Below are 19,455 nucleotides of genomic sequence, written 5' to 3' on the forward strand. Positions count from 1 at the left end.
ACATGAGCCCCACCGACACCGATGCCCTGGCCGATGACCTGCTCGCGTACATCGATGCCTCGCCCACGCCGTACCACGCGGTGCGGGAGACGGCCCGCCGCCTGGAGCAAGCGGGCTACCGCGCCCTGGACGAGCGCGAGTCCTGGACGCTGAAGCCCGGTGAGCGCGTCTACGTCACCCGGGGCGACACCAGCATCGCCGCCTTCCACCTGGGCACCGCGCCAGTGGACCGGGCGGGCTTCCGGCTGGTCGGCTCCCACACCGACTCGCCCAATCTGCGACTCAAGCCCAACGCCCAGGTCGCCAAGAACGGCTACCAGCAGCTCGGCGTCGAAATCTACGGCGGGGTGCTGCTGCACACCTGGACCGACCGAGACCTGTCGCTCGCCGGCCGCGTCGTGCTGCTCGAGGGCGGAAAGCCCCGGGGCCACCTGGTGGACTTCCGCAAGCCGCTGTTGCGAGTGCCCAACCTGGCCATCCACCTCAACCGAGGGGTGAACACCGAGGGCCTCAAGCTCAACCCCCAGGAGCAGATGGTGCCCGTGCTGGGCCTGGAGAGCGCGGGCGCGGTGGACCTGCGCGCCATGCTGGTGAAGGAGCTGTCGAAGGGTGGCGTGAAGGCGGAGGCGGCCGACATCCTGGGCTACGACCTGTGCCTCTATGACTTGCAGCCGTCCACGCGCTCGGGGGCGCACGAGGAGTTCCTCCATGCGCCGCGCCTGGACAACCTCGCGAGCTGCCATTCGAGCCTGACGGCGCTGCTCACCGGCCCGGCCTCCCGCGAGGCCACCAGCGGAGTCATCCTGTTCGACCACGAGGAGGTGGGCAGCCGCAGCGCGCAGGGCGCCGCGTCCCCCTTCCTGCGCACGCTCCTGGAGCGCCTCACGCTGGTGCTCTCGGACGGAAAGCCCGACGCGTTCCACCGCGCCATGGCCCAGTCCTTCCTGGTCAGCGCGGACATGGCGCACGCGGTCCACCCCAACTACGCGTCGCTGCACGAGCCCAAGCACCAGCCGCAGATGGGTGCCGGGCCCGTCATCAAGTCGAACGTGAATCAGTCCTACGCCACCGATGGCGAGTCCTGGGCGTACTTCGCCGCGCTGTGTCGCGAAGCAGGGGTGACGCCGCAGCACTTCGTCACGCGCACGGACCTGGGGTGTGGCAGCACCATTGGCCCGATTACGGCGGGACAGCTGGGCATCCGCACCGTCGACGTGGGCAACCCCATGCTGTCCATGCACTCCATCCGGGAGATGGCGTGCGCGTCCGACGTGGCGGCGATGGTGGCCGTGCTCCGTCGCCTCTTCGCGTGACGCGGGGCTGTCAAAAGCGGGCCGGGGAGGTGATAGACCTTTGTGCGTGACTTGGCCGCGCGCGGGAGGTCCCTGGTGGTGCGAGGCGCCCTGGAAGCGGGTTCTCCCCCGCCAGGGCGCACCGCTCGGCCTCGCACTTCCCGGAGGCAAGGTCGAGCGCTCCCGGCGCTACCTCGCGCGCGTGTTCCGCTGGCTCTCCCAGCCGCGCACCGTGCTGCACGTGGGGCTCGCCGGCTCGCATCGCTGCATCGTCAGCCAGGACGACGAGGGCCGGCGCTACCTCCAGTTTGGCTGGGACAGCGCCTACCAGAGCGTGGTGGGGCAGGGCTTCCCGCTGCGGCTGGAGCTCGAATACACGCAGGGCATGATTGGCGGCGTGGCCTTCGTGGCCAATCCCCAGCGCATCTTGATGGTGGGCGTGGGGGGCGGCTCGCTGCCCATGTTCCTGCGCGCCGCGCTGCCCCAGACGCGCATCGACGCGGTGGACAGTGACGGGGAGGTGCTCGAGGTCGCCCGGCGCTACTTCGGCTTCCGCGAGGATGCGCTGCTGCACGCGCACGTGGCGGATGGGCGCCGCTTCATCGAGACGCCGGGGCCCGCCTACGACGTCATCCTCCTGGATGCCTATGGCCCCCGAGGCATGCCCAAGGCGCTGGCGACGTGGGAGTTCCTCCAGGCCGCCAAGGCCCGGCTCACGCCCGACGGCGCGGTGGTGAGCAACGTGCATCGCTCGCCCAATCCGCTGTACCCGGCGATGCTCCAGACGTGGCAGGCGAGCTTCGCGCAGTTGCACGCCTTCGACTCGCAGACCACGGCCAACCGCGTCTTCGTGGGGCTGACGTCCACGCAGAAGGTCTCTCGTGGCGCGCTGAAGGCCCGTGCGGGTCGGCTGGCCCGCGCCGCGCGCTTCAACCTGCGAGCGCTGATGTCGCGTCGATTCGAGGACCGCGAGGTCCGCCGCGCCTCCTCGGAGGGCCGAGCGCTCGACTCGCTGGACCTCGTGCTGCACGACGAGGACTGACCGCTCCGCCGCGTCAGGACAGCGCGCGCGTGAGGCGCTGCTCGCGCGCCTCGCTCAGCGTGCCCACGTCCAGCAGGGCCGCGACCTTCTCCTGCGCGGAGAGGGGCTCGGCGCCGCCGCCCAGCAGCTTGCGTCGCGCGGACTCCAGGGCCGCGGGCGAGGTGTGCTCGGCGAGCCCCGGCTGCGACTCCAGCAGCGCCAGGTGCAGCGCGTGCATCTTGGCGTCGCCGAGCACCCGCTCGATGGCGTCCGGCACCGGCTCCACCGCGTGCTCCTCGGTGATGGCCTGGGCCCGCTCCACCACCTCGGGAGGCTCCGTCTCCTCCGGCAGGAGGAACAGCCCCCGTCGCGCGGCCCACATCCCCAGCGAGGAGCGCGCCGTCAGCACCGTGAGGGGGACGGCGAGCAGCAGCCCCACCGCCACCGGCAGCAGCCACGCCACCAGCGCCGGGGACACCAGCGCGGCCACGGCCAGCATCCCCACGCCCACCGCCATGTGCACGGCGTGACGCCGCGCCGCTTCGGACCACGGCAGGTCCGCGTCCTCGCGCTGCTGGCTGGACCAGTTCACCCGGTACCCCAGGAGCGTGCCGAAGACGAAGTGTGACTGGAACAGCATCATCACCGGCGCCAGGAGCGAGGCCAGCACGCTCTCCACGAGCACGCTGAGCACCAGCTTCACGCGCCCCCCCATCCTCGCCGCCTCGCCCCGCTTGAAGAGCGCGAGCATCAGCCCCAGGACCTTGGGCGCGAACAGCATGCCCATGGACACAGCGAACAGGCGCAGCGCGCCGGGCGCGTCGAACGCGAGCACGGGCGACTCCAGCGCGTGCGCGTCCAGGAAGAAGCGGTCATGCAGCGCGGCGACGAGCCCCGACACCAGGAACAGGAGCCACAGCGGCGAGGCGACATAGGACATGACGCCCATCAGGAAGTGGCCCCGGCTGAACGGATGCAGGCCTCCCGCCATGACGAGGCTCAGGTGCTGCAGGTTGCCCTGGCACCAGCGCCTGTCGCGCTGCGCATACGCGAGCAGGTTCGGCGGCGGCTGCTCGTAGCTTCCGCCCAGCTCCGGCACCAGCCACACCGTGTAGCCCGCGCGCCGCATCAGCGCCGCCTCGACGAAGTCGTGGCTGAGGATGTGTCCGCCGAAGGGCTGCTTGCCCGGGAGCACCGGCAACCCGCAGTGGTTGATGAACGCCTCCGTGCGGATGATGGCGTTGTGGCCCCAGTAGTTGGACTCGCCCAGTTGCCATGCCGCCGCGCCCGCGGCCACGACGGGCCCGTACACCCGGCCCGCGAACTGCTGGAGGCGCGCGAAGAGCGTCGTGCGGCCCACGTTCAACGGCGGCGCCTGGAGGATGCCCGCGCGCGGGTTGAGCTCCATCAGCCGCGCCATCTTCACCAGCGTGCGGCCGTCCATGAGGCTGTCGGCGTCCAGCACCACCGTGAAGTCGTAGCGGCGGCCCCACCGCTCGCAGAAGTCGCCGAGGTTGCCCGCCTTCTTGCCCGTGTTGTCCGTGCGCCGCCGGTAGAAGATGCGTCCCTGGCCGCCCACCCGGCGGCACAACTCCGACCACGCCAGCTCCTCCGCCACCCACGCCTCCGCGCGCGTGGAGTCGCTCAGTACGTAGAAGTCGAAGGCGTCCAGATGCCCGGTGGCGGCCACGGACTCGTACGTCGCCTGCACGTTGGCGAAGACGGAGGCCGGGTCCTCGTTGTGGATGGGCATCACCACCGACGTGCGCGACGCCAGGGGCTGTCCCTCCTCGTCCGGCGTCGGGTAGCGCAGCCCGGGAAGCCGGGGGCCCAGGGCCAGTTGGAGGAAGCCCGCGATGGCGGTCCAGAAGGACAGCGCAATCCAGCCGAAGCACAGCGCGAAGAGCCCCACCAGCACCACTTCGGGCACCGAGGTGCCGTGGGCGCTCAACAGGCGGTGCATCTCCAGCGTCCCCACGAGGGTGGTGACGGCCGCCAGGCCCAGGACTCCGACGCGCCGGAAAGCGGCGCTCTCGGGCGAAAACGAGTGGGCTTCCATCGCGAGGCTCCAGTGCACCCCCGCTCAGCGGGAGATGGAGACGTCCGGCGACACCCCGCGCCACCAGCGGCGCAGCAGCTCACCGAACGGCCACAGCACGAGCTGCTGCTCGGGCATCACCGCGCTGACCTGCGCGGGCGCCGGCACCGGCACCGCCGCGCGCGCCGCCTTCACGAAGTCCTCCGGCGCCGAAGCCCGGGTGAGCAGCCGCGCGCCACGGTTCGCGCCGTCGCACAGGACGAAGGCCGCGCGGCCTCGCGCCAGCAGGCCCGGGCCCGCGTGCTCCATCCCCAGGACGCTCGCGAACCACGTCTCCATGCGCGCGCGCGCCAGCGCCACCGCCGCGGGGGGCTGGGCACCCTGGGCGCCGTAGCCGTCCAGCACCCACGCCGCCAGCGCGGACAGGTCCGCCTCGGTGGTGAAGCCGAAGCCGCGGAAGAAGGTGTCGAGCGCCGCGCGAGAACGCGGGACGGCCCACACGGTGGACGGGACGGAGGGGCAGGCAGTCAGCGTCGTCACGGAATCCACAGGTAGCTCCAGGTCTCGGTGAGAGTCTCCGGGCCGCGCTTGAGGTACGCGCGCAGCTCGGTGGGGACGGCAGGGGAGGCGGGGTGCAGCTCGAAGGTGGCGCGCCAGCCGCCCGAGGGCGTGTGGCGGTTGGCGATGGGGCGCAGGACCTTGCCCGAGCCGGCGCTGACGACGAGCTCCACGGGCGTGGTGCTCTCCTTCAGGTCCGGCACGGGGGAGAAGTCGATGACGAAGCGGCGCATGGGGCGCGCGTCCTTCAGCCTGGCGCCCTTCCAGGAGTCGCCCGCGTCCAGGCGCGTGCTGACGACGGTGGCGCCCGTCACGGGCCACGGCGAGCGCGAGCCCCAGTGCAACTTGTACGCGACGCGCAGCGAATCGCCGGCGGCCAGCGGCTTCTGGGGCACCCAGAAGGCGACGATGTTGTCGTTCGTCTCGTCCGGCGTCGGCAGCTCCACCAGCCGCACCACGCCCGGGCCCCACTCGCCCACCGGCTCCACCCACGCGCTGGGCCGGCGCTCGTAGTGCGCCTCCAGGTCCTCGTAGTGGGCGAACGCCGTGTCGCGCTGCAGGACGCCGAAGGCGCGCGGGCTGTCCACCTGGAAGCTGGAGACGTTGATGCGCTCGGGGTTCTGCAGGGGCCGCCAGAGCTGCTCGCCCGTGCGCGTCCAGACGAAGAGGCCGTCGGAGTCGTGAACCTCCGGCCGGAAGTCGTCGTAGTCGCCCCGGTCGTTCTCCCCGAAGAGGTACATGCTCGTCAGCGGCGCCACGCCGAGCTGCTCCACCGGCTTGCGAGCGAAAATCGTGGCCTCCACCTCCATCACCGTGTTCGCCCCGGGGATGACGGTGAAGCGATACGCGCCGGTGACGCTGGGGCTGTCCATCAGCGCGTGCACGACGACGCGGTCCGCGCCGGGAGCGGGCTTCTCCAGCCACAGCTCACGGAAGGCGGGGAACTCCTCGGGGCGCGACGTCGCCGTGTCGAGCGCGAGCCCGCGCGCGGACAGGCCATACAGGTTGCCCTGGCCCAACGCCCGGAAGTAGCTGGCGCCCAGGAACACCACCAACTCGTCGAAGATGTCCGAGCGGTTCAGCGGATGCGACAGCCGCATGCCCGCGTAGCCATCCGCCTTCTTCAGCGGGCCGGGCTTCACCAGCGGGCCGTAGGTGAACAGCTCCGGCGAGAAGCGCAGCGGCGCCGACTTGCCGCCGGTCACCTCGTACATCGCCACCGGGAACTGGAAGAAGAAGCCGGGGTGGAAGAACTGCGCCTGGAAGGGCAGCCCCGCGTCACGCCACTGCGCCTTCTCCGGACGGAAGCGGATGTCCCGGTACGCGTCGTAGTCCAGCGTCTTGTAGGACTCCGGCAGCGTCGACACGGGCTCCACGTACGCCTGCGCCGCCTTCGCCCTCGCCCGCTCCACCACCGTCTCCGACGTGAAGCTCGAGCCGCCCCGAGACTGCGACGTGGACGGGGCGGGGGCCGCCGCGCACGCGGTTCCGGCCGTGGCCACCAGCGCCACGCCCAGCCACCGCACGCACGCCGCGCGCGTCCCACCGTGCTTGTTCCTGTCCGCCGTCACGCCTGATGCCTCCGGGAAAACCGAGGGGGCGAGCGGCTCCTGGTGACTCCCGGACCTCGCTCGACTCCGCCGCCCGCATGGCCTCCACGGTGCGGCGCGTCAGCCCAGAGCAACCCCCGTACCAGCCCATGACGCGGTCGTTCATCCCTGGAATATCTTCAGGAATCGCGCACGCTTACTCGGAGGATTTAGTTTGAGGTCAATGAAGCTGCGGGCTTGCGGGGGCGTCGTGTGACGCAGCCTGGGCAGGGCCGTGGAAGCGCTGGGGAATTGAAGGACAGCCGGCGCGTGAGTCTGTCCGATTCTTCCACAGGTGGACTGTGACCCGGATCAGGCGCGGGCCAATCGTTCCTGCACCAAGGACAGCAGCTCGCGGCCCGCGAAGGGCTTCTCGAGATGCGGGCTGGTGACGGTTTCAAGGAAGGCGCGGGCCTGGGGTGTCACCGCACCGCCGGTGAGGAAGACGACGCGGCGGGCCTGGTCCGGATAGCGCTTCATCAGCGTGGAGTAGAAGTCCATGCCGCTCATGCCGGGCATCATCAAGTCGCAGAAGACGACGTCGTAGTGCTCGCCGGCTTCGATTCGCTCCAGCGCGTCCTGCGCGCGCGTGGCGAGCGTGACGTCGTGGTGGGGGCGCAGCGTGCGGCCGAGCGCCGTGCAGACCAGGGGTTCGTCATCCACCACGAGCAGCCGTCCGCGCTTCTCCGCGGAGGAGGGCGCCTCCAGTGGCGGCGGTGGTGGCAGCGCGCGCGGGCGCTCGGACGGAGGCAGCAGCACCTGGAAGGTGGAGCCTCGGTTGGGGGAGCTGCGCACGCGAATCTCGCCGCCCAGCGCCGTCACCAGGTTGTGGCAGATGGACAGGCCCAGGCCGGTGCCCACGCCGGGAGCCTTGGTGGTGAAGAAGGGGTCGAACAGGCGCGGCAGGTGCTCCGCGGCGATGCCCACGCCCGTGTCCGACACCTCCACCAGCACGCGACCTCCGTCGCCCATGCGCGCGGCGACGCGAATCTCGTGGCGGTCTGGCGAGCCCTCGGGAATGGCCTGCGCGGCGTTGACCAGGAGATTCAGGAACACCTGGCCCAGCCGCGACTCGTTGGCGCGCACGGGCGTGACGTCCTCGAAGAGCTTCACCAGCCGGGCGCGGTGGCGGATCTCCGTGGTCGCCAGGTTCAGCGTGGAGTCGAGCACCTGGCGCACGTCGACGACGGAGTCCTCGAGCGAATCCACCCGACTGAAGGTCTTCAGGTCGCGGACGATGGTGCGCACGCGCTCGGCGCCCTGCTGGGCCTCGGCGAGCGCGGATTGCGCATCCGCCAGGGACTCGGTCACCGTGGCGTCCATGCCGGGCGCGCCGGGGCCGGGCAGGTTGGACAGCTCCTCGCGCGCGAAGGCGAGGTTGGCGGTGAGGTAGGCCAGCGGGTTGTTGATTTCGTGCGCCACGCCCGCGGCGAGCGTGCCCACGGAAGCCATGCGCTCGGCGAGCATCAGCCGCGCCTGCATCTGGTGGCGCTCCGTCAGGTCATGCGCCACGGAGACAATGGAGTCCTCGCCGTCGAAGTGCAGCGGGAAGGTGGTGGACTCCACGTGGAGGATGCCGCCGTCGCGCCGCACCATGCGCCTTTCTGAAAGGGCGTTGCGCCCGGTGCGCAGGGCCTCGTGCATGCGCGCGTCCGCCGAGGCCAGGTCCTCGGGGGGAATCATGTCGGAGATGTGCTTGCCGATGAGCTCGCGCACGTCCGAATAGCCCAGCGCGCGGGCGACCTTCAGGTTGGCGTAGCGCACGCGCGCGTCACGGTCGAACACGGCCACCAGGTCCGGCAGGCTCTGGATGAGGGTGCGGAAGCTCACCTCCGAGCGGCGCACCTCCTCCTCCGCCTGCTTCAGCGGGGTGATGTCCGGGAAGAAGGAGATGACGTGCGGCTCGCCCGCATAGGGCACCAGCCCCATGAACAACAGCGTGTGGCGCACTTCGCCGGTGCTGGTGTGGTACTGCGCGTCCACGCCCCGCACCGAGCCGTGCTGTCGCAGCCGCTCCATGACGTGGGCGCGGTCGAACGGGCGCTCCCACAGGCGCAGCTCCACCGTCGTCTTGCCCAGCATGTCCTCGCGCGAGTAGCCGAAGGCCCGGAAGTAGGCGTCATTGGCCGCCACGACGCGGCCTTCGCCCAGCGTGGTGATGGAGGTGGGCACGGGGCTGACGGAGAGCATGGTGTCGCGCAGTTCGTCGCCGAACGGCACCCCGACGCGCGACTCGCGGCGGGCGGAGCGGCGCTCGGCCATGTCCAGCCGCAGCCGCAACTCCTCCGCGTCCATGGGCCAGGCCAGCACTTCATCCGCGCCGTCCTCCAGCGCGGGCTCCAACAGGTGGAGCGCGCCGCGTCGCCCCACCAACATCACCACCGCCGCGGCGCCACCCGGCAGGCTGCGCAGGGCCCGCACGAGGGGCATTCGCGAGCCCGGCTCGCGCGCATCCAGCACCACCAGGGGACAGGGCTCGGCGCGCCAGGCCGCCGGTACTTCCACGTCACGAGCGACGTGGACCACCGTGTTCCCCCTGGCTTCCAGCAGGGTTTCCAGTGGCGACAGGTCCGCCCCTCCCTGAGCGACTATCAGGACCCGCATGGGACTCCTTGCATGCAAACGACCATCGTTGCACGAGCCCTCGTGTTGTAAAAGTGTGCTGAGGCGCTAGTTTTCCAGGGCAACGAAAGCCGCGCGGACAGCGGGCTGTTAGAGTGGTTCCGGGCCGGTGTGGACCGGCGGATTCGGAGGGGGGAACGCCATGGAGCGGCGGGGCTCGAAGGACGCGGCGGTGGGGGCGCGGAAGGCACCCTACGTGCCAGTGCAGGTGCCACGGCGCAACTTCGAGGGGCTGTTCGTCCATGCGCTGAAGCCCTCCGGCGCGTTCGCCCAGTCTCTGCGAGACATCGGCTACGACACGGACACGGACGCGTCACAGGAGTACTACCCCCTCACCGTGTGGCGCGCGGCGCTGGGCGTGGCGCGGCGCTTCGCGTGCGCGGGACAACCTCCTGAGGAGGCAAACCGGGCGCTGGGGCACCACTACGTGGAGGGCTTCGCGCAGACGTTGGTGGGGCGCATCTTCGCCACCGCGGCGCCACTGTTGGGTACCGAGCGTTGTCTGACGCGGCTGCCCACGTACCTGAAGGCGGGGCGCGAGGACATGAAGATGGTCCTGGAGCCGGTGCAGGAGCGGGAGTGGTGCGTGCGGGTGGTGGACGGGGACCCGCTGCCGGACTTCGTGGCGGGCGTGGTGGAAGGCGTGCTGCGGCGCACCCGGGTGCGGCCGCGCGTGGACGTGCTGGACCGGCAGCCGGCCGGCTACGCGCTGCGCGTGCGCTGGGAGGATGCGTGAGGCGGCGCGTCAGTTGAGGTAGTCCTTGGGCGGCGGCGCCGAGTGCCTGGCGATGCGGGCGGCTTCTGGACGGATTTTCTGGAGCCAGCGGCCGATGACATCCAGCAGTCCGTCGAAGGTGTCGCGGAGGGCCCAGGCCCGGTCGTCGGAGTCCGGCAAATCATCGCAGCGCGTGAGTCCGTCGCGCAGCGCGCGCTGGGCGCCGGGGAAGGCCTTGCACGAGTCGATGAGTCGCTCGGCGGTGCGGGCATAGAGGCGGTAGCAGCCGTCTACGTCGCCCCGGTTGTACGCGGGGGCGCCCGCGTTGATGGCGTGGCCCAGCGTGGTGGCGATGGACTCCAGCGCATCCGTCGTCGCGCCTTCCAGCACGCTCAACGGATGTTGCGGCACCTTTCTCACGCGTCCGGCCCTGCGGCGAGGCGCCTCCAGCGCGGACAGGGGCGAGGCGGCCGAGCCCCGCAGGAGCGGCGCGATGTAGCGCGTGGGGATGACGAGGCCCAGGGAGCGGCCGTTGGCCAGCGCCGCGGTGGCCACGCCGACCACCGCGCCGCGCATGTCCAGCACCGGCCCGCCGGAGGACTCCTCCGGAAGCGTGCGCGTCAGCTCCAGCAAGGTGAGCCAGTCGCCGAGCACCTGGACCGCCCGCACTTGCTGGGAGCGAACCTCCGGTGCGGGGCCGGCGCCGGCTCGCAGGACGTAGACGGTGTCTCCCTCAGCGGGCAGGGGTGCGGGCGCCAGACCGAGAGGCGGCGCCAGGTCCGTCACCGGTAGACGGAGGATGGCCAAATCACGGCGGTCATCCATCGCCGCCACCTGGTCCACCTCCGCGCGCGTCCCATCCGCCATCACCGCGTGGATGAGGCGTGCTCCCGCCACGGCATGCAGGCTGGTGACGAGGTGTCCCTGGCCGGTGGCGACGAAGGCAGAGGCCGTGTGGCCATCGACTTCCAGCAACACCAGGGAGGGCGAGGCTTGGACCAGCGCGTCACGGGGGGGAGAACTGTTGCTTCCCTCGGCCATGGAGAGCCTCCTGCATCGCGGGGCATCTGGGCACCTGGGCCGGGCGCCGCCCCCGCGCGCTCATTGTACCCCAGTTGTAGCAAGCCGCTCGCCCTTCACCCAACCAGGGGGGGCATTCGTTGACGCGTTGGTTCACTTGTCTGTGGCGTTGAAGTGTCAGGTCGTTAAACCTCCGACCCGAAATGCACAAGACCCACCTCGTAGGCGCCCGAACGCACAACCTGAAGGACCTCTCCGTGGACCTCGCGGAAGGGGAGCTGGTCTGCATCACCGGAGTCTCGGGGGCGGGCAAGTCGAGTCTGGCGCTCGACACGCTGTATGCCGAGGGTCAGCGGCGCTTCGTGGAGAGCTTCAGCCCTTACGCCCGGCAGTTCCTGGAGCGGCTGGAGCGGCCGCCCATGGAGGCGCTGGAGCCGGTGGCCGCGGGTGTGGCGGTGGACCGGCGCGCGCCGGTGAAGAGCTCGCGCTCGACGGTGGCGACACTGGCGGACGTGGAGCCGTACCTGTCCGCGCTCTTCACGCGCGAGGCGATGCCGGTGTGCCCGGACTGCGGCGTGGAGGCGGTGCGCACGGATGCGCGCGTCGCGGCGTCGGCCCTGCTGCGCGAGTCGCCGGATGCCCAGGCCCTCATCGCCTTCCCGCTGCGCATCGCGGACACGGCCTCGTTCCTGGACGTACGCGCCCGGTTGCTGAAGGACGGCTACCACCGACTGGTGGTGCAGGGCGAGGTGCGGGAGCTGGAGTCGCTCAAGCCCTCGGAGGCGACGGACTCCGCGGGCGTGGCGCGGGTGCTGGTGGACCGGGTGAAGCTGTCTGCCTCGCAGCTGTCGCGCGTGACGCAGGCGATGGAGGACGCGTGGGCTCGCTCGGAGGGCGAGGCGGTGGTGCTGGGGGTCGGCGCCGAGCCGAAGCGGGTGCGCAGGGGGCTGGTGTGTCCGAAGTGCGCGCGTGAGTTCGATGCCGCGAGGCCGGGCCTGTTCAGCTACCAGTCGCCGGTGGGCGCGTGCGCGCCGTGTCGGGGCTTCGGGCGCACCATCGGCATCGACTGGGACAAGGTGATTCCCAACCCGGCGCTGAGTCTCTCGGAGGGGGCCATCCGTCCCTGGTCCGGTGCGTCGACGGAGTGGGAGCGGGGCATGCTCCAGCGCTGGTGCCGCGCGAAGGGGATTCCCATGGACGCGCCCTGGGCGTCGCTGACGCCGGCGCAGCGGGAGTCGGTGCTGGAGGGGGCGGGTGACTACGACGAAGGGCGCGCCTATCCGGGCGTGCGCGCGTGGTTCCGGTGGATGGAGGGGCGCACGTACAAGATGCACGTGCGCGTGCTGCTGGCGCGCTACCGCGCGTATTCGCTGTGCCAGAGCTGTGGCGGCGCGCGGCTCAATGAGCAGGCGCGCGCGTACCGCGTGGGCGGGTTGGACCTGCCGGGCTGGCACGGGCTGGAGCTGACGGAGGCGCTGGCTCGGCTGGAGGCGCTGGGCACGACGACGGGGCAGGGTGAGCTGGCGCGGCGTGAGCTGTCCGGGCGCCTGAGCTACCTGCGGCGCGTGGGGTTGGGCTACCTGACGTTGGACCGCCAGGCGCGCACGCTGTCCGGAGGCGAGGCGCAGCGCGTGTCGCTGACGGCGGCGCTGGGGACGTCACTCACCGGCTCGCTGTTCGTCCTGGACGAGCCCACCGTGGGCCTGCATCCCGGGGATGTGCCACCGTTGACGGAGGCCATCGCGGAGCTGGCGGAGCGGGGCAACATCGCGCTCGTGATTGAGCATGACCCGCTGGTCATCCGCTCCGCGCATCGCGTGCTGGAGCTGGGCCCGGGCGCGGGCCGCGAAGGTGGACGGCTGTGCTTCGATGGTCCGCCGGAGGCGCTGGCGAAGCGCAAGGACCTGCCCACCGGTCGGCTCCTCGCGGGGAGCGATGAGGCGCGGAGGACGCCTCGCGTGAAGACGGGCTCCATCGAGGTGCGGGGCGCGCGGGAGCACAACCTGAAGGCGCTGTCGGTGAGCGTGCCGCTGGGCGTGCTGTGCGCGGTGACGGGGCCGAGCGGCTCCGGCAAGAGCACGCTGGTGGACGAGGTGCTCTACCGGCACCTGGCCCGGCGGCTGGGCGTGAAGGACGTGGAGGCCCCGGGCGTGGTGGACGCGCTGGAGGGGGCCGAGGCGGTGAAGGCCATCACCTTCGTGGACCAGTCTCCGCTGGGGCGCACGTCGCGCGGCAATGCCGCCACGTACACCAAGGCGTGGGACAGGCTGCGCGAGCGCTTCGCGGCGGAGCCCGACGCGCAGGTGCGCGGACTGACGCCGGCCCACTTCTCCTTCAACGTGGACAAGGGGCGCTGCGAGGCGTGCTCGGGCGAGGGCTACGAGACGGTGGAGATGCAGTTCCTCGCGGACGTGGCCCTGCTGTGCGCGGTGTGCCGGGGCCGGCGCTTCAAGGAAGAGGTGCTCGCCGTCCGCCACCAGGGCTTCAGCGTGGCGCAGGTGTTGGAGATGACGGTGTCCGAGGTGCTCCAGCACTTCGGGAGCGACGCGGCCCTCCAGCGCACGCTGGGGCCGGTGGCGCGGCTGGGCCTGGGCTACCTGCCCCTGGGGCAGCCCCTGTCCACGCTGTCGGGCGGAGAGGCGCAGCGGCTGAAGCTGGCGCGTGCGCTGGCCACCGAGTCGAAGGGCTCGCTGTTCCTCATCGACGAGCCGAGCGCGGGCCTGCACGCGGAGGACGTGCGCCACGTCATCGACGCGCTTCATGCGCTGGTGGACCGTGGCGCCAGCGTCATCGTCGTGGACCATGACGTGTCGGTGATGAAGGCGTCGGACTGGGTCATCGACCTGGGGCCGGTGGGCGGCAAGGACGGCGGCCGGCTGGTGGCTGAAGGCACGCCCGCGGACGTGGCGCGCGGCGAGGGCGCGACGGCGGAGGCGCTGCGAGGTGAGCGCAAGCCGTTGGGCCGTTCGGTGAAGCCGCGCAAGCCGGGCAAGGACGTCGCGCCGGCCATCGAGGTGGAGCACGCGCGCGAGCACAACCTGCAGGACGTGTCGTGCAAGATTCCGCTCGGGAAGATGACCGTCGTCACCGGGCCGAGCGGCTCGGGCAAGAGTTCGCTGGCCTTCGACGTGGTGTTCGCGGAGGGACAGCGGCGCTTCCTGGAGACGCTCAGCCCCTACGCGCGGCAGTTCCTGCCCACCATGCCCCGGCCGGACGTGGAGCGCGTCAGCTCCATTCCGCCCACCGTGGCGCTGGAGCAACGCACCTCTCGCGCGGGTGGCACGAGCACCGTGGCCACCGTCACCGAGGTGGCCCACTACCTGCGCCTGCTGTTCGCCAAGCTGGGGGAGCCGCACTGCCCTCGCGACGACACGGCCATCACCTCCATCTCTCCGGAGCTCCTGTTCGCGCAGCTCTCCGCGATGAAGGGCGAGGCGACGGTGCTGGCGCCCGCGGTGCGCTCGCGCAAGGGCACGTACCTGGATGTCTTCACGGCGGCGGCGCGCGGGGGCATCACCACCGCCATCGTCGACGGGCAGCTCGCCTCCACGGATGACCCGCCGCGACTGGCGAAGACGCGCGAGCACGACATCGACCTCGTCATGTACGAGGGCAAGGTCTCCAAGCTGCCGCGCGACGTGTTCGACAAGGCGCTGGGCTGGGGACAGGGCGCGCTGAAGCTGCGCACCTCGAAGGGTGAGACGCTGCTGTCCACCGAGCGCACCTGTCCCCAGTGCGGCACCGCCGTGCCGGAGCTGGACCCGCGCTGGTTCTCCTTCAACACGAAGCAGGGGCGCTGCGACTCGTGCGAGGGCACGGGTGTGCAGGGCGGACCTGCGGCGCAGGCCGAGGGCGAGACGGCGCCGTGCCGCGCGTGCGGTGGCAGCCGGTTGGACCCCATCCCTCGCGGCGTGCGGCTGGAAGGGGCGCGCTACCACGAGGTGGTGAAGCAGTCCGTGGCCTCGGCGCTGGAGCGCGTGAAGGGCTGGAAGTTCAAGGGGGACCGCGCGCTCCTGGGCGAGCCGTCCCGACAGGAGCTCCTGCGGCGCATGGAGTTCCTGGAGCGAGTGGGCCTGGGCTACCTGTCCCTGGACCGCAACGCGGCCACGCTGTCGGGCGGAGAGATGCAGCGACTGCGCTTGTCCGCGCAGCTCGGCGCGGGCCTCACCGGGGCGATGTACGTGCTGGATGAGCCCACCATCGGCCTGCATCCGCGTGACACCCACCGCTTGCTCGACAACCTGCGCGCGCTGGTGAACACGGGCTCCACGGTGCTGGTGGTGGAGCACGACTCGGACACCATCCGCGCGGCGGACCATCTGCTCGACCTGGGACCCACCGGTGGCCGTGGCGGCGGACGCATCCTCGCGGAAGGCCCGCCGGACGTGGTGCTGCAGAGCGACTCTCCCACGGCCGTCGCGCTGCGCGAGGCGCAGGTGCGGCCTCCTTCAGGACGCGGAGAGCCGAAGCACTGGCTGGAGCTGAAGGGCGCGCGCGCCAACAACCTGAAGCGCGTGGACCTGCGGCTGCCCGTGGGCCGGCTCAACGTCGTCAGCGGCGTGTCCGGCTCCGGCAAGAGCACGCTGATTCGCCAGGTGCTCTACCCGGCGCTGCGCGAGGCGCTGGAGCTGGTCTCCTCGAAGCCGGGCCCCTTCGATTCGCTGAAGGGCGTGGACCCGGTGAAGCGGGTGATGTCGGTGGACCAGTCGCCCATCGGCCGCACGCCGCGCTCGGTGCCGGCGACGTTCCTGGGCATCTGGGACGAGCTGCGCCGGGCCTTCGCCGCCACGCCCGAGGCGAAGATTCGGGGCTTCTCCGCCGCGCGCTTCTCCTTCAACACCGCCGCCGGTGGACGGTGCACCGCGTGCGAGGGGCAGGGCTCCATCTCCCATGAGATGTCCTTCCTCCCGGACGTGGTGACGCCGTGCGAGGCCTGCGGCGGCGCGCGCTTCGACGCGGCCACGCTGGAGATTCGCTACCACGGCCTGTCCATCGGCGACGTGCTGCGGCTGTCCGCCGACGAGGCGAAGGACGTCTTCCGCTCCATCCCCAAGGTGGCCGCGCCGCTGCAATGCCTGTCGGATTTGGGCGTGGGCTACCTCCAGCTCGGACAAGGCTCCAACACCCTGTCCGGCGGCGAGGCGCAGCGGCTCAAGCTGGCGTCCGAGCTGACGGCCTCCTCACGGCACGAGCCCACGCTGTACGTGCTCGACGAGCCGACGACGGGCCTGCACCTGGGCGACGTGGAGAAGCTCATCACCTTCCTGGGGCGACTGGTGGACCGGGGCGACACGCTGGTGGTCATCGAGCACCACCCGTCCGTCATCGGCGCGGCGGACCACGTCGTGGAGCTGGGGCCGGAGGGCGGCGATGACGGCGGCCTCATCGTCGCGGAGGGCACGCCTCGCGAGGTGGCGAAGGTGAAGACGGCCACCGGGCGGGTGCTCAAGTCCCTCTTCTCGGGCGAGGACCGTCACGCATCGCGTCGCGGCGCGACGGGGAGCCGGTGAGGGTGGGATGTCGAAGACAGGACAGAAGGTCGTGAAACGGGAGCGGGGCTTCGGCATTCTTGGCGGCCCCATGAGAACCCTCCATGTACTGACCGTCGCCACGGCGCTCATCGTCACCCCGGCATTCGCCGGGGATTCGGCGACGAAGCCCACCACTCCCGCGAAGTCCCAGCCCCCGAGCGAGAAGAAGCCCATGTCCCTGCATGACCTGTCCGCGAACCGTCTCGATGGCAAGGCCGAGAAGCTCTCCGATTTCCAGGGCAAGGTCCTGGTCGTGGTGAACACCGCGTCGGAGTGTGGCTACACGCCGCAGTACGCGGGCCTGGAGAAGCTCTTCCAGGACTACAAGGACAAGGGCGTCGTCGTGCTGGGCTTCCCGTCCAATGACTTCGGCGGGCAGGAGCCGGGCAGCTCGGAGGACATCAAGAAGTTCTGCGAGCTGCGCTTCAAGGTCAGCTTCCCCATGTTCGAGAAGGTGAAGACGAAGGGCGACGGCCAGTCCCCGGTCTACGCCTTCCTCGCGAAGAACCACGACGCGCCGAAGTGGAACTTCCACAAGTACGTCGTGGGCAAGGACGGCCAGGTGAAGGCGGGCTTCCCCAGCAAGGTGACGCCGGAGAGCGACGAGCTGCGCAAGGCCGTCGACGCCGCGCTCGCCCAGCCGTAGCGGACGCCTGAACTCTCGCCGGCCCGGAGCGAGCATCCGCCCGGGCCGGTGGCGGGTCGTCCGTCGGGAGCCCGAGGGCTCGCGAGGACTGACGCTCCGTCCTCCGTCCTCCCTGCATGCGGCCCGTGAGGCCACCGTGGCATGTGGGCCATGAGGGGCTCACCGTGGTGGTGGACGTGGCCCTTGAGGAGGGAGCCGCATGGCCATCGCGTCGATACCCGGACTGGGAACGAAGGAGGAGGCGTGGCCGGCGCTTCCATTCGCGGAGTGGAAGGACACCTATGCCACGCTGCACCGGTACACCCAGGTGCTCGGCAAGGTGCGGCTGACGCTGACGCCACCGGAGAACCACTGGTGGAATGTGTCGTTCCGCGTGACGGCGCGGGGTCTGACGACAGGGCTCATCCCCTATGGGAATGGCGGCTTCGAGGTGGACTTCGACTTCCTCGCCAGCGAGCTGCGCTTCCTGACGAGTCAGGGGGACGTGCGCGTCATGGAGCTGACGTCCCGACCGGTGGCGGAGTTCTACCGGGATGTCATGGCCACGCTGCGCTCGCTGGGCATCGAGACCCGCATCTGGGAGCAGCCGGTGGAGATACCGGACGACACCACGCCGTTCAGTCAGGACCGGCACCACGAAACCTATGTGGCCGAGCACGCGCAGCACTGGTGGCGGGCGCTGCTCCAGGCGGACCTCATCCTGAAGGAGTTCCGGGCCCGCTTCACCGGCAAGTGCAGCCCGGTGCAGTTCTTCTGGGGGAGCTTCGACCTGGCGGTGACGCGCTTCGGCGGCCGGCCCGCGCCGGTGCGTGAAGGCGCTGACGCGGTGACGGCCGAGGCCTACTGCGAGGAGGTCTGCAGCGCGGGCTTCTGGCCCGGCAGCGAGGCCCTGGGAGGCGCGGCGTTCTATTGCTACGCGGCACCGGAGCCGACGGGCTTCGCCGCCGCGCGCGTGGAGCCGGCGGAGGCGGGATACGACCCGGGCCTCAAGGAGTTCCTGCTGCCCTACGAGTCGGTGCGCCACGCGAAGGACCCCAAGGCGTTCCTGCTCGACTTCTTCCAGACGAGCTACGACGCCTGCGCGAACCTGGGGAAGTGGGACCGGGACCGGCTGGAGCGGCCGCTCATCATTCCCGACAGCTTGAAGGCGGCTCGCGGCTCCGTCAGTGCCACGGAGGCCGAGCAGCCCACCGCCGACAGTCACTCGTGAGGGCGTGGCTCCGTGGCCGTTGCGTGATGCACCCGTGAGCGCCACGGCGGAGATGCGCCGTGGCGTTCAGTACGGTGGCAGCAAGCGACGGAAGCCGTGTGCGAGCACGATGGCGAGGACTCCCAGGTTGCGCGGGAGCAGTCCGGGCCAGAAGAGGGCGAGCGGGCCCGTTCTCTCGGCAGGGGATTCGCCTGAGGGGAACTGCCGCGCCAGGCGTTCAGCGAGCGTCCGCATCCACTGAGTTGAGCGAGGCCACTCGGCGACGCCGTCCAGCCATGCCTGGGGAATGCCGCCCGCGCCGACGGTGGCTCCGAGCATGCCTCCCACGATGGCGCCCACCGTGTCCGTGTCTCCGCCGAGCAGGATGACTTCCTCCACCGCGCGGGGGAGGTCGTCCGGGTGGCGCAGCCACGCATAGAGGGCCACGGGCACGGTGTGCATGACGTAGCCCGTGATTCCACGTCCCAACCCGAGGACCTCGGCGAGCTCCGTCAGGGAGGCACCACGCGCCAGTTGGGCGCTCAGCGTGTCGAGCACCGCGTGAAAGTCAGCGGTGGTGGTGGCTTCGCGCAGCATGCGCAGCGCGGCCTGCGAATCCTTCACGCCCTCGGGCCCATGGAGGGCGCCGTACGCGGCGGCTCGTGCGACGAGGCGCGCTCCGTCCTCGGCCCGGGGATCTCGATGGGTCAGCCGTGTGGAGGCCCGCACGAAGGCATCGAGCCGCTCTGGCTGCGCGGCGAGACAGGCTCCCAACAGGGGTGCCCGCATCGCCGGGCCGTTGCCCGCGGAGACGACGCCGCTGTGCTCGGGCGGGAAGCCGCACCACAACTTCATGATGGCGCGCACGGTCGCCCAGCCGATGCCCGCGGGCAGGGCCAGGAACCACCCCCGCAGTCTCCACCCGAGGTTGCGAGCAAAGCGCGGCGCGTCCTCGGGTTGCGCGAGCAGGGCCTGTCCCGTCATGCACGCGTGCTCCGTGTCATCGCTGGCGAAGCCCCGGCCCAGCACCAGCCGGTGTCGCAGCGGCGCGCCTCCGAACATGCGGTGCGCCCGTCGAGGGCCGAGCCCTTCCCGGGGCAGACCGAGGGCGTCTCCCACGAGGGTTCCGAGCAGTGCACCGGTGATGAGGTCCTGACGTGAGCGCGAGTCCATGTCCGGGACGAATGCAATCACGGAGCCCGCCCCGCGCCGAGAGTGTTCACAGTCTCGGCTT

The 19,455-nt window shown here is 71.0% G+C and carries 12 protein-coding genes; 6 read left to right on the top strand and 6 right to left on the bottom strand.

What is annotated here, in order from left to right; translation table 11 throughout:
- Nucleotides 1-2: 2 nt before the first annotated feature.
- Together FJV41_RS11830 and FJV41_RS11835 are read left to right on the top strand one after the other, a co-directional pair.
- Complete coding sequence (locus tag FJV41_RS11830) at nucleotides 3-1,313, top strand: M18 family aminopeptidase (protein ID WP_141642560.1); 1,311 nt, start codon at nucleotides 3-5, stop codon at nucleotides 1,311-1,313.
- A gap of 46 nt (nucleotides 1,314-1,359) precedes the next feature.
- Entirely contained in the window at nucleotides 1,360-2,334 is a 975-nt protein-coding gene (locus tag FJV41_RS11835; RefSeq protein WP_141642561.1) for a spermidine synthase, read from the top strand.
- 13 nt (nucleotides 2,335-2,347) lie between these two features.
- On the opposite strand, the gene mdoH is transcribed toward FJV41_RS11835, so the two are convergent.
- The 4 genes from mdoH to FJV41_RS11855 all read right to left on the bottom strand — a co-directional run bounded on the left by mdoH (nucleotide 2,348) and on the right by FJV41_RS11855 (nucleotide 9,102).
- Entirely contained in the window at nucleotides 2,348-4,372 is a 2,025-nt protein-coding gene (gene mdoH / locus FJV41_RS11840) for a glucans biosynthesis glucosyltransferase MdoH (RefSeq protein ID WP_141642562.1), read from the bottom strand.
- Between the two features lie 24 nt (nucleotides 4,373-4,396).
- Nucleotides 4,397-4,891 (bottom strand): hypothetical protein, encoded by a 495-nt coding sequence (locus tag FJV41_RS11845; protein ID WP_246137158.1) that lies wholly within the window; start codon nucleotides 4,889-4,891, stop codon nucleotides 4,397-4,399.
- Nucleotides 4,888-6,480 carry an OpgD/OpgG family glucan biosynthesis protein gene (locus FJV41_RS11850; RefSeq protein ID WP_141642564.1) on the bottom strand — a complete coding sequence of 531 codons (1,593 nt, stop codon included), beginning with the start codon at nucleotides 6,478-6,480 and terminating at the stop codon, nucleotides 4,888-4,890. Before FJV41_RS11850 ends, FJV41_RS11845 begins: the two co-directional genes overlap by 4 nt.
- 330 nt (nucleotides 6,481-6,810) lie before the next feature.
- Entirely contained in the window at nucleotides 6,811-9,102 is a 2,292-nt protein-coding gene (locus FJV41_RS11855; protein ID WP_141642565.1) for a PAS domain S-box protein, read from the bottom strand.
- A 160-nt stretch (nucleotides 9,103-9,262) separates the two neighbouring features.
- Here FJV41_RS11855 and FJV41_RS11860 point away from each other — a divergent pair, with 160 nt between their 5' ends.
- The gene (locus FJV41_RS11860) at nucleotides 9,263-9,856 is read left to right on the top strand and encodes a DUF2378 family protein (RefSeq protein WP_141642566.1); all 594 of its coding nucleotides are present in this window, start codon (nucleotides 9,263-9,265) and stop codon (nucleotides 9,854-9,856) included.
- Nucleotides 9,857-9,865: 9 nt separating this feature from the next.
- Here FJV41_RS11860 and FJV41_RS11865 read toward each other — a convergent pair whose 3' ends face one another.
- Nucleotides 9,866-10,876 carry a S1 family peptidase gene (locus tag FJV41_RS11865; RefSeq protein WP_141642567.1) on the bottom strand — a complete coding sequence of 337 codons (1,011 nt, stop codon included), beginning with the start codon at nucleotides 10,874-10,876 and terminating at the stop codon, nucleotides 9,866-9,868.
- A 182-nt stretch (nucleotides 10,877-11,058) separates the two neighbouring features.
- Between FJV41_RS11865 and uvrA the strand changes: the two genes are divergently transcribed.
- From uvrA to FJV41_RS11880, 3 genes are all read left to right on the top strand, one after another.
- Complete coding sequence (gene uvrA / locus FJV41_RS11870; RefSeq protein ID WP_141642568.1) at nucleotides 11,059-16,365, top strand: excinuclease ABC subunit UvrA; 5,307 nt, start codon at nucleotides 11,059-11,061, stop codon at nucleotides 16,363-16,365.
- Between the two features lie 70 nt (nucleotides 16,366-16,435).
- The gene (locus FJV41_RS11875; RefSeq protein WP_141642569.1) at nucleotides 16,436-17,032 is read left to right on the top strand and encodes a glutathione peroxidase; all 597 of its coding nucleotides are present in this window, start codon (nucleotides 16,436-16,438) and stop codon (nucleotides 17,030-17,032) included.
- 199 nt (nucleotides 17,033-17,231) lie between these two features.
- The gene (locus tag FJV41_RS11880) at nucleotides 17,232-18,242 is read left to right on the top strand and encodes a DUF5996 family protein (RefSeq protein ID WP_141642570.1); all 1,011 of its coding nucleotides are present in this window, start codon (nucleotides 17,232-17,234) and stop codon (nucleotides 18,240-18,242) included.
- 66 nt (nucleotides 18,243-18,308) lie between these two features.
- Here the strand turns inward: FJV41_RS11880 and FJV41_RS11885 are convergent, their stop codons facing one another.
- Entirely contained in the window at nucleotides 18,309-19,415 is a 1,107-nt protein-coding gene (locus FJV41_RS11885; protein WP_246137159.1) for an ADP-ribosylglycohydrolase family protein, read from the bottom strand.
- Nucleotides 19,416-19,455: the final 40 nt, after the last annotated feature.

The organism is Myxococcus llanfairpwllgwyngyllgogerychwyrndrobwllllantysiliogogogochensis, from assembly GCF_006636215.1.
Lineage (GTDB): Bacteria > Myxococcota > Myxococcia > Myxococcales > Myxococcaceae > Myxococcus > Myxococcus llanfairpwllgwyngyllgogerychwyrndrobwllllantysiliogogogochensis.

Coding starts and splice junctions, on each gene's coding strand:
- uvrA (WP_141642568.1), top strand. CDS start 11,059: ATGCACAAGACCCACCTCGTAGGCGCCCGAACGCACAACCTGAAGGAC.
- FJV41_RS11880 (WP_141642570.1), top strand. CDS start 17,232: ATGGCCATCGCGTCGATACCCGGACTGGGAACGAAGGAGGAGGCGTGG.
- FJV41_RS11830 (WP_141642560.1), top strand. CDS start 3: ATGAGCCCCACCGACACCGATGCCCTGGCCGATGACCTGCTCGCGTAC.
- FJV41_RS11855 (WP_141642565.1), bottom strand. CDS start 9,102: ATGCGGGTCCTGATAGTCGCTCAGGGAGGGGCGGACCTGTCGCCACTG.
- mdoH (WP_141642562.1), bottom strand. CDS start 4,372: ATGGAAGCCCACTCGTTTTCGCCCGAGAGCGCCGCTTTCCGGCGCGTC.
- FJV41_RS11860 (WP_141642566.1), top strand. CDS start 9,263: ATGGAGCGGCGGGGCTCGAAGGACGCGGCGGTGGGGGCGCGGAAGGCA.
- FJV41_RS11865 (WP_141642567.1), bottom strand. CDS start 10,876: ATGGCCGAGGGAAGCAACAGTTCTCCCCCCCGTGACGCGCTGGTCCAA.
- FJV41_RS11875 (WP_141642569.1), top strand. CDS start 16,436: ATGAGAACCCTCCATGTACTGACCGTCGCCACGGCGCTCATCGTCACC.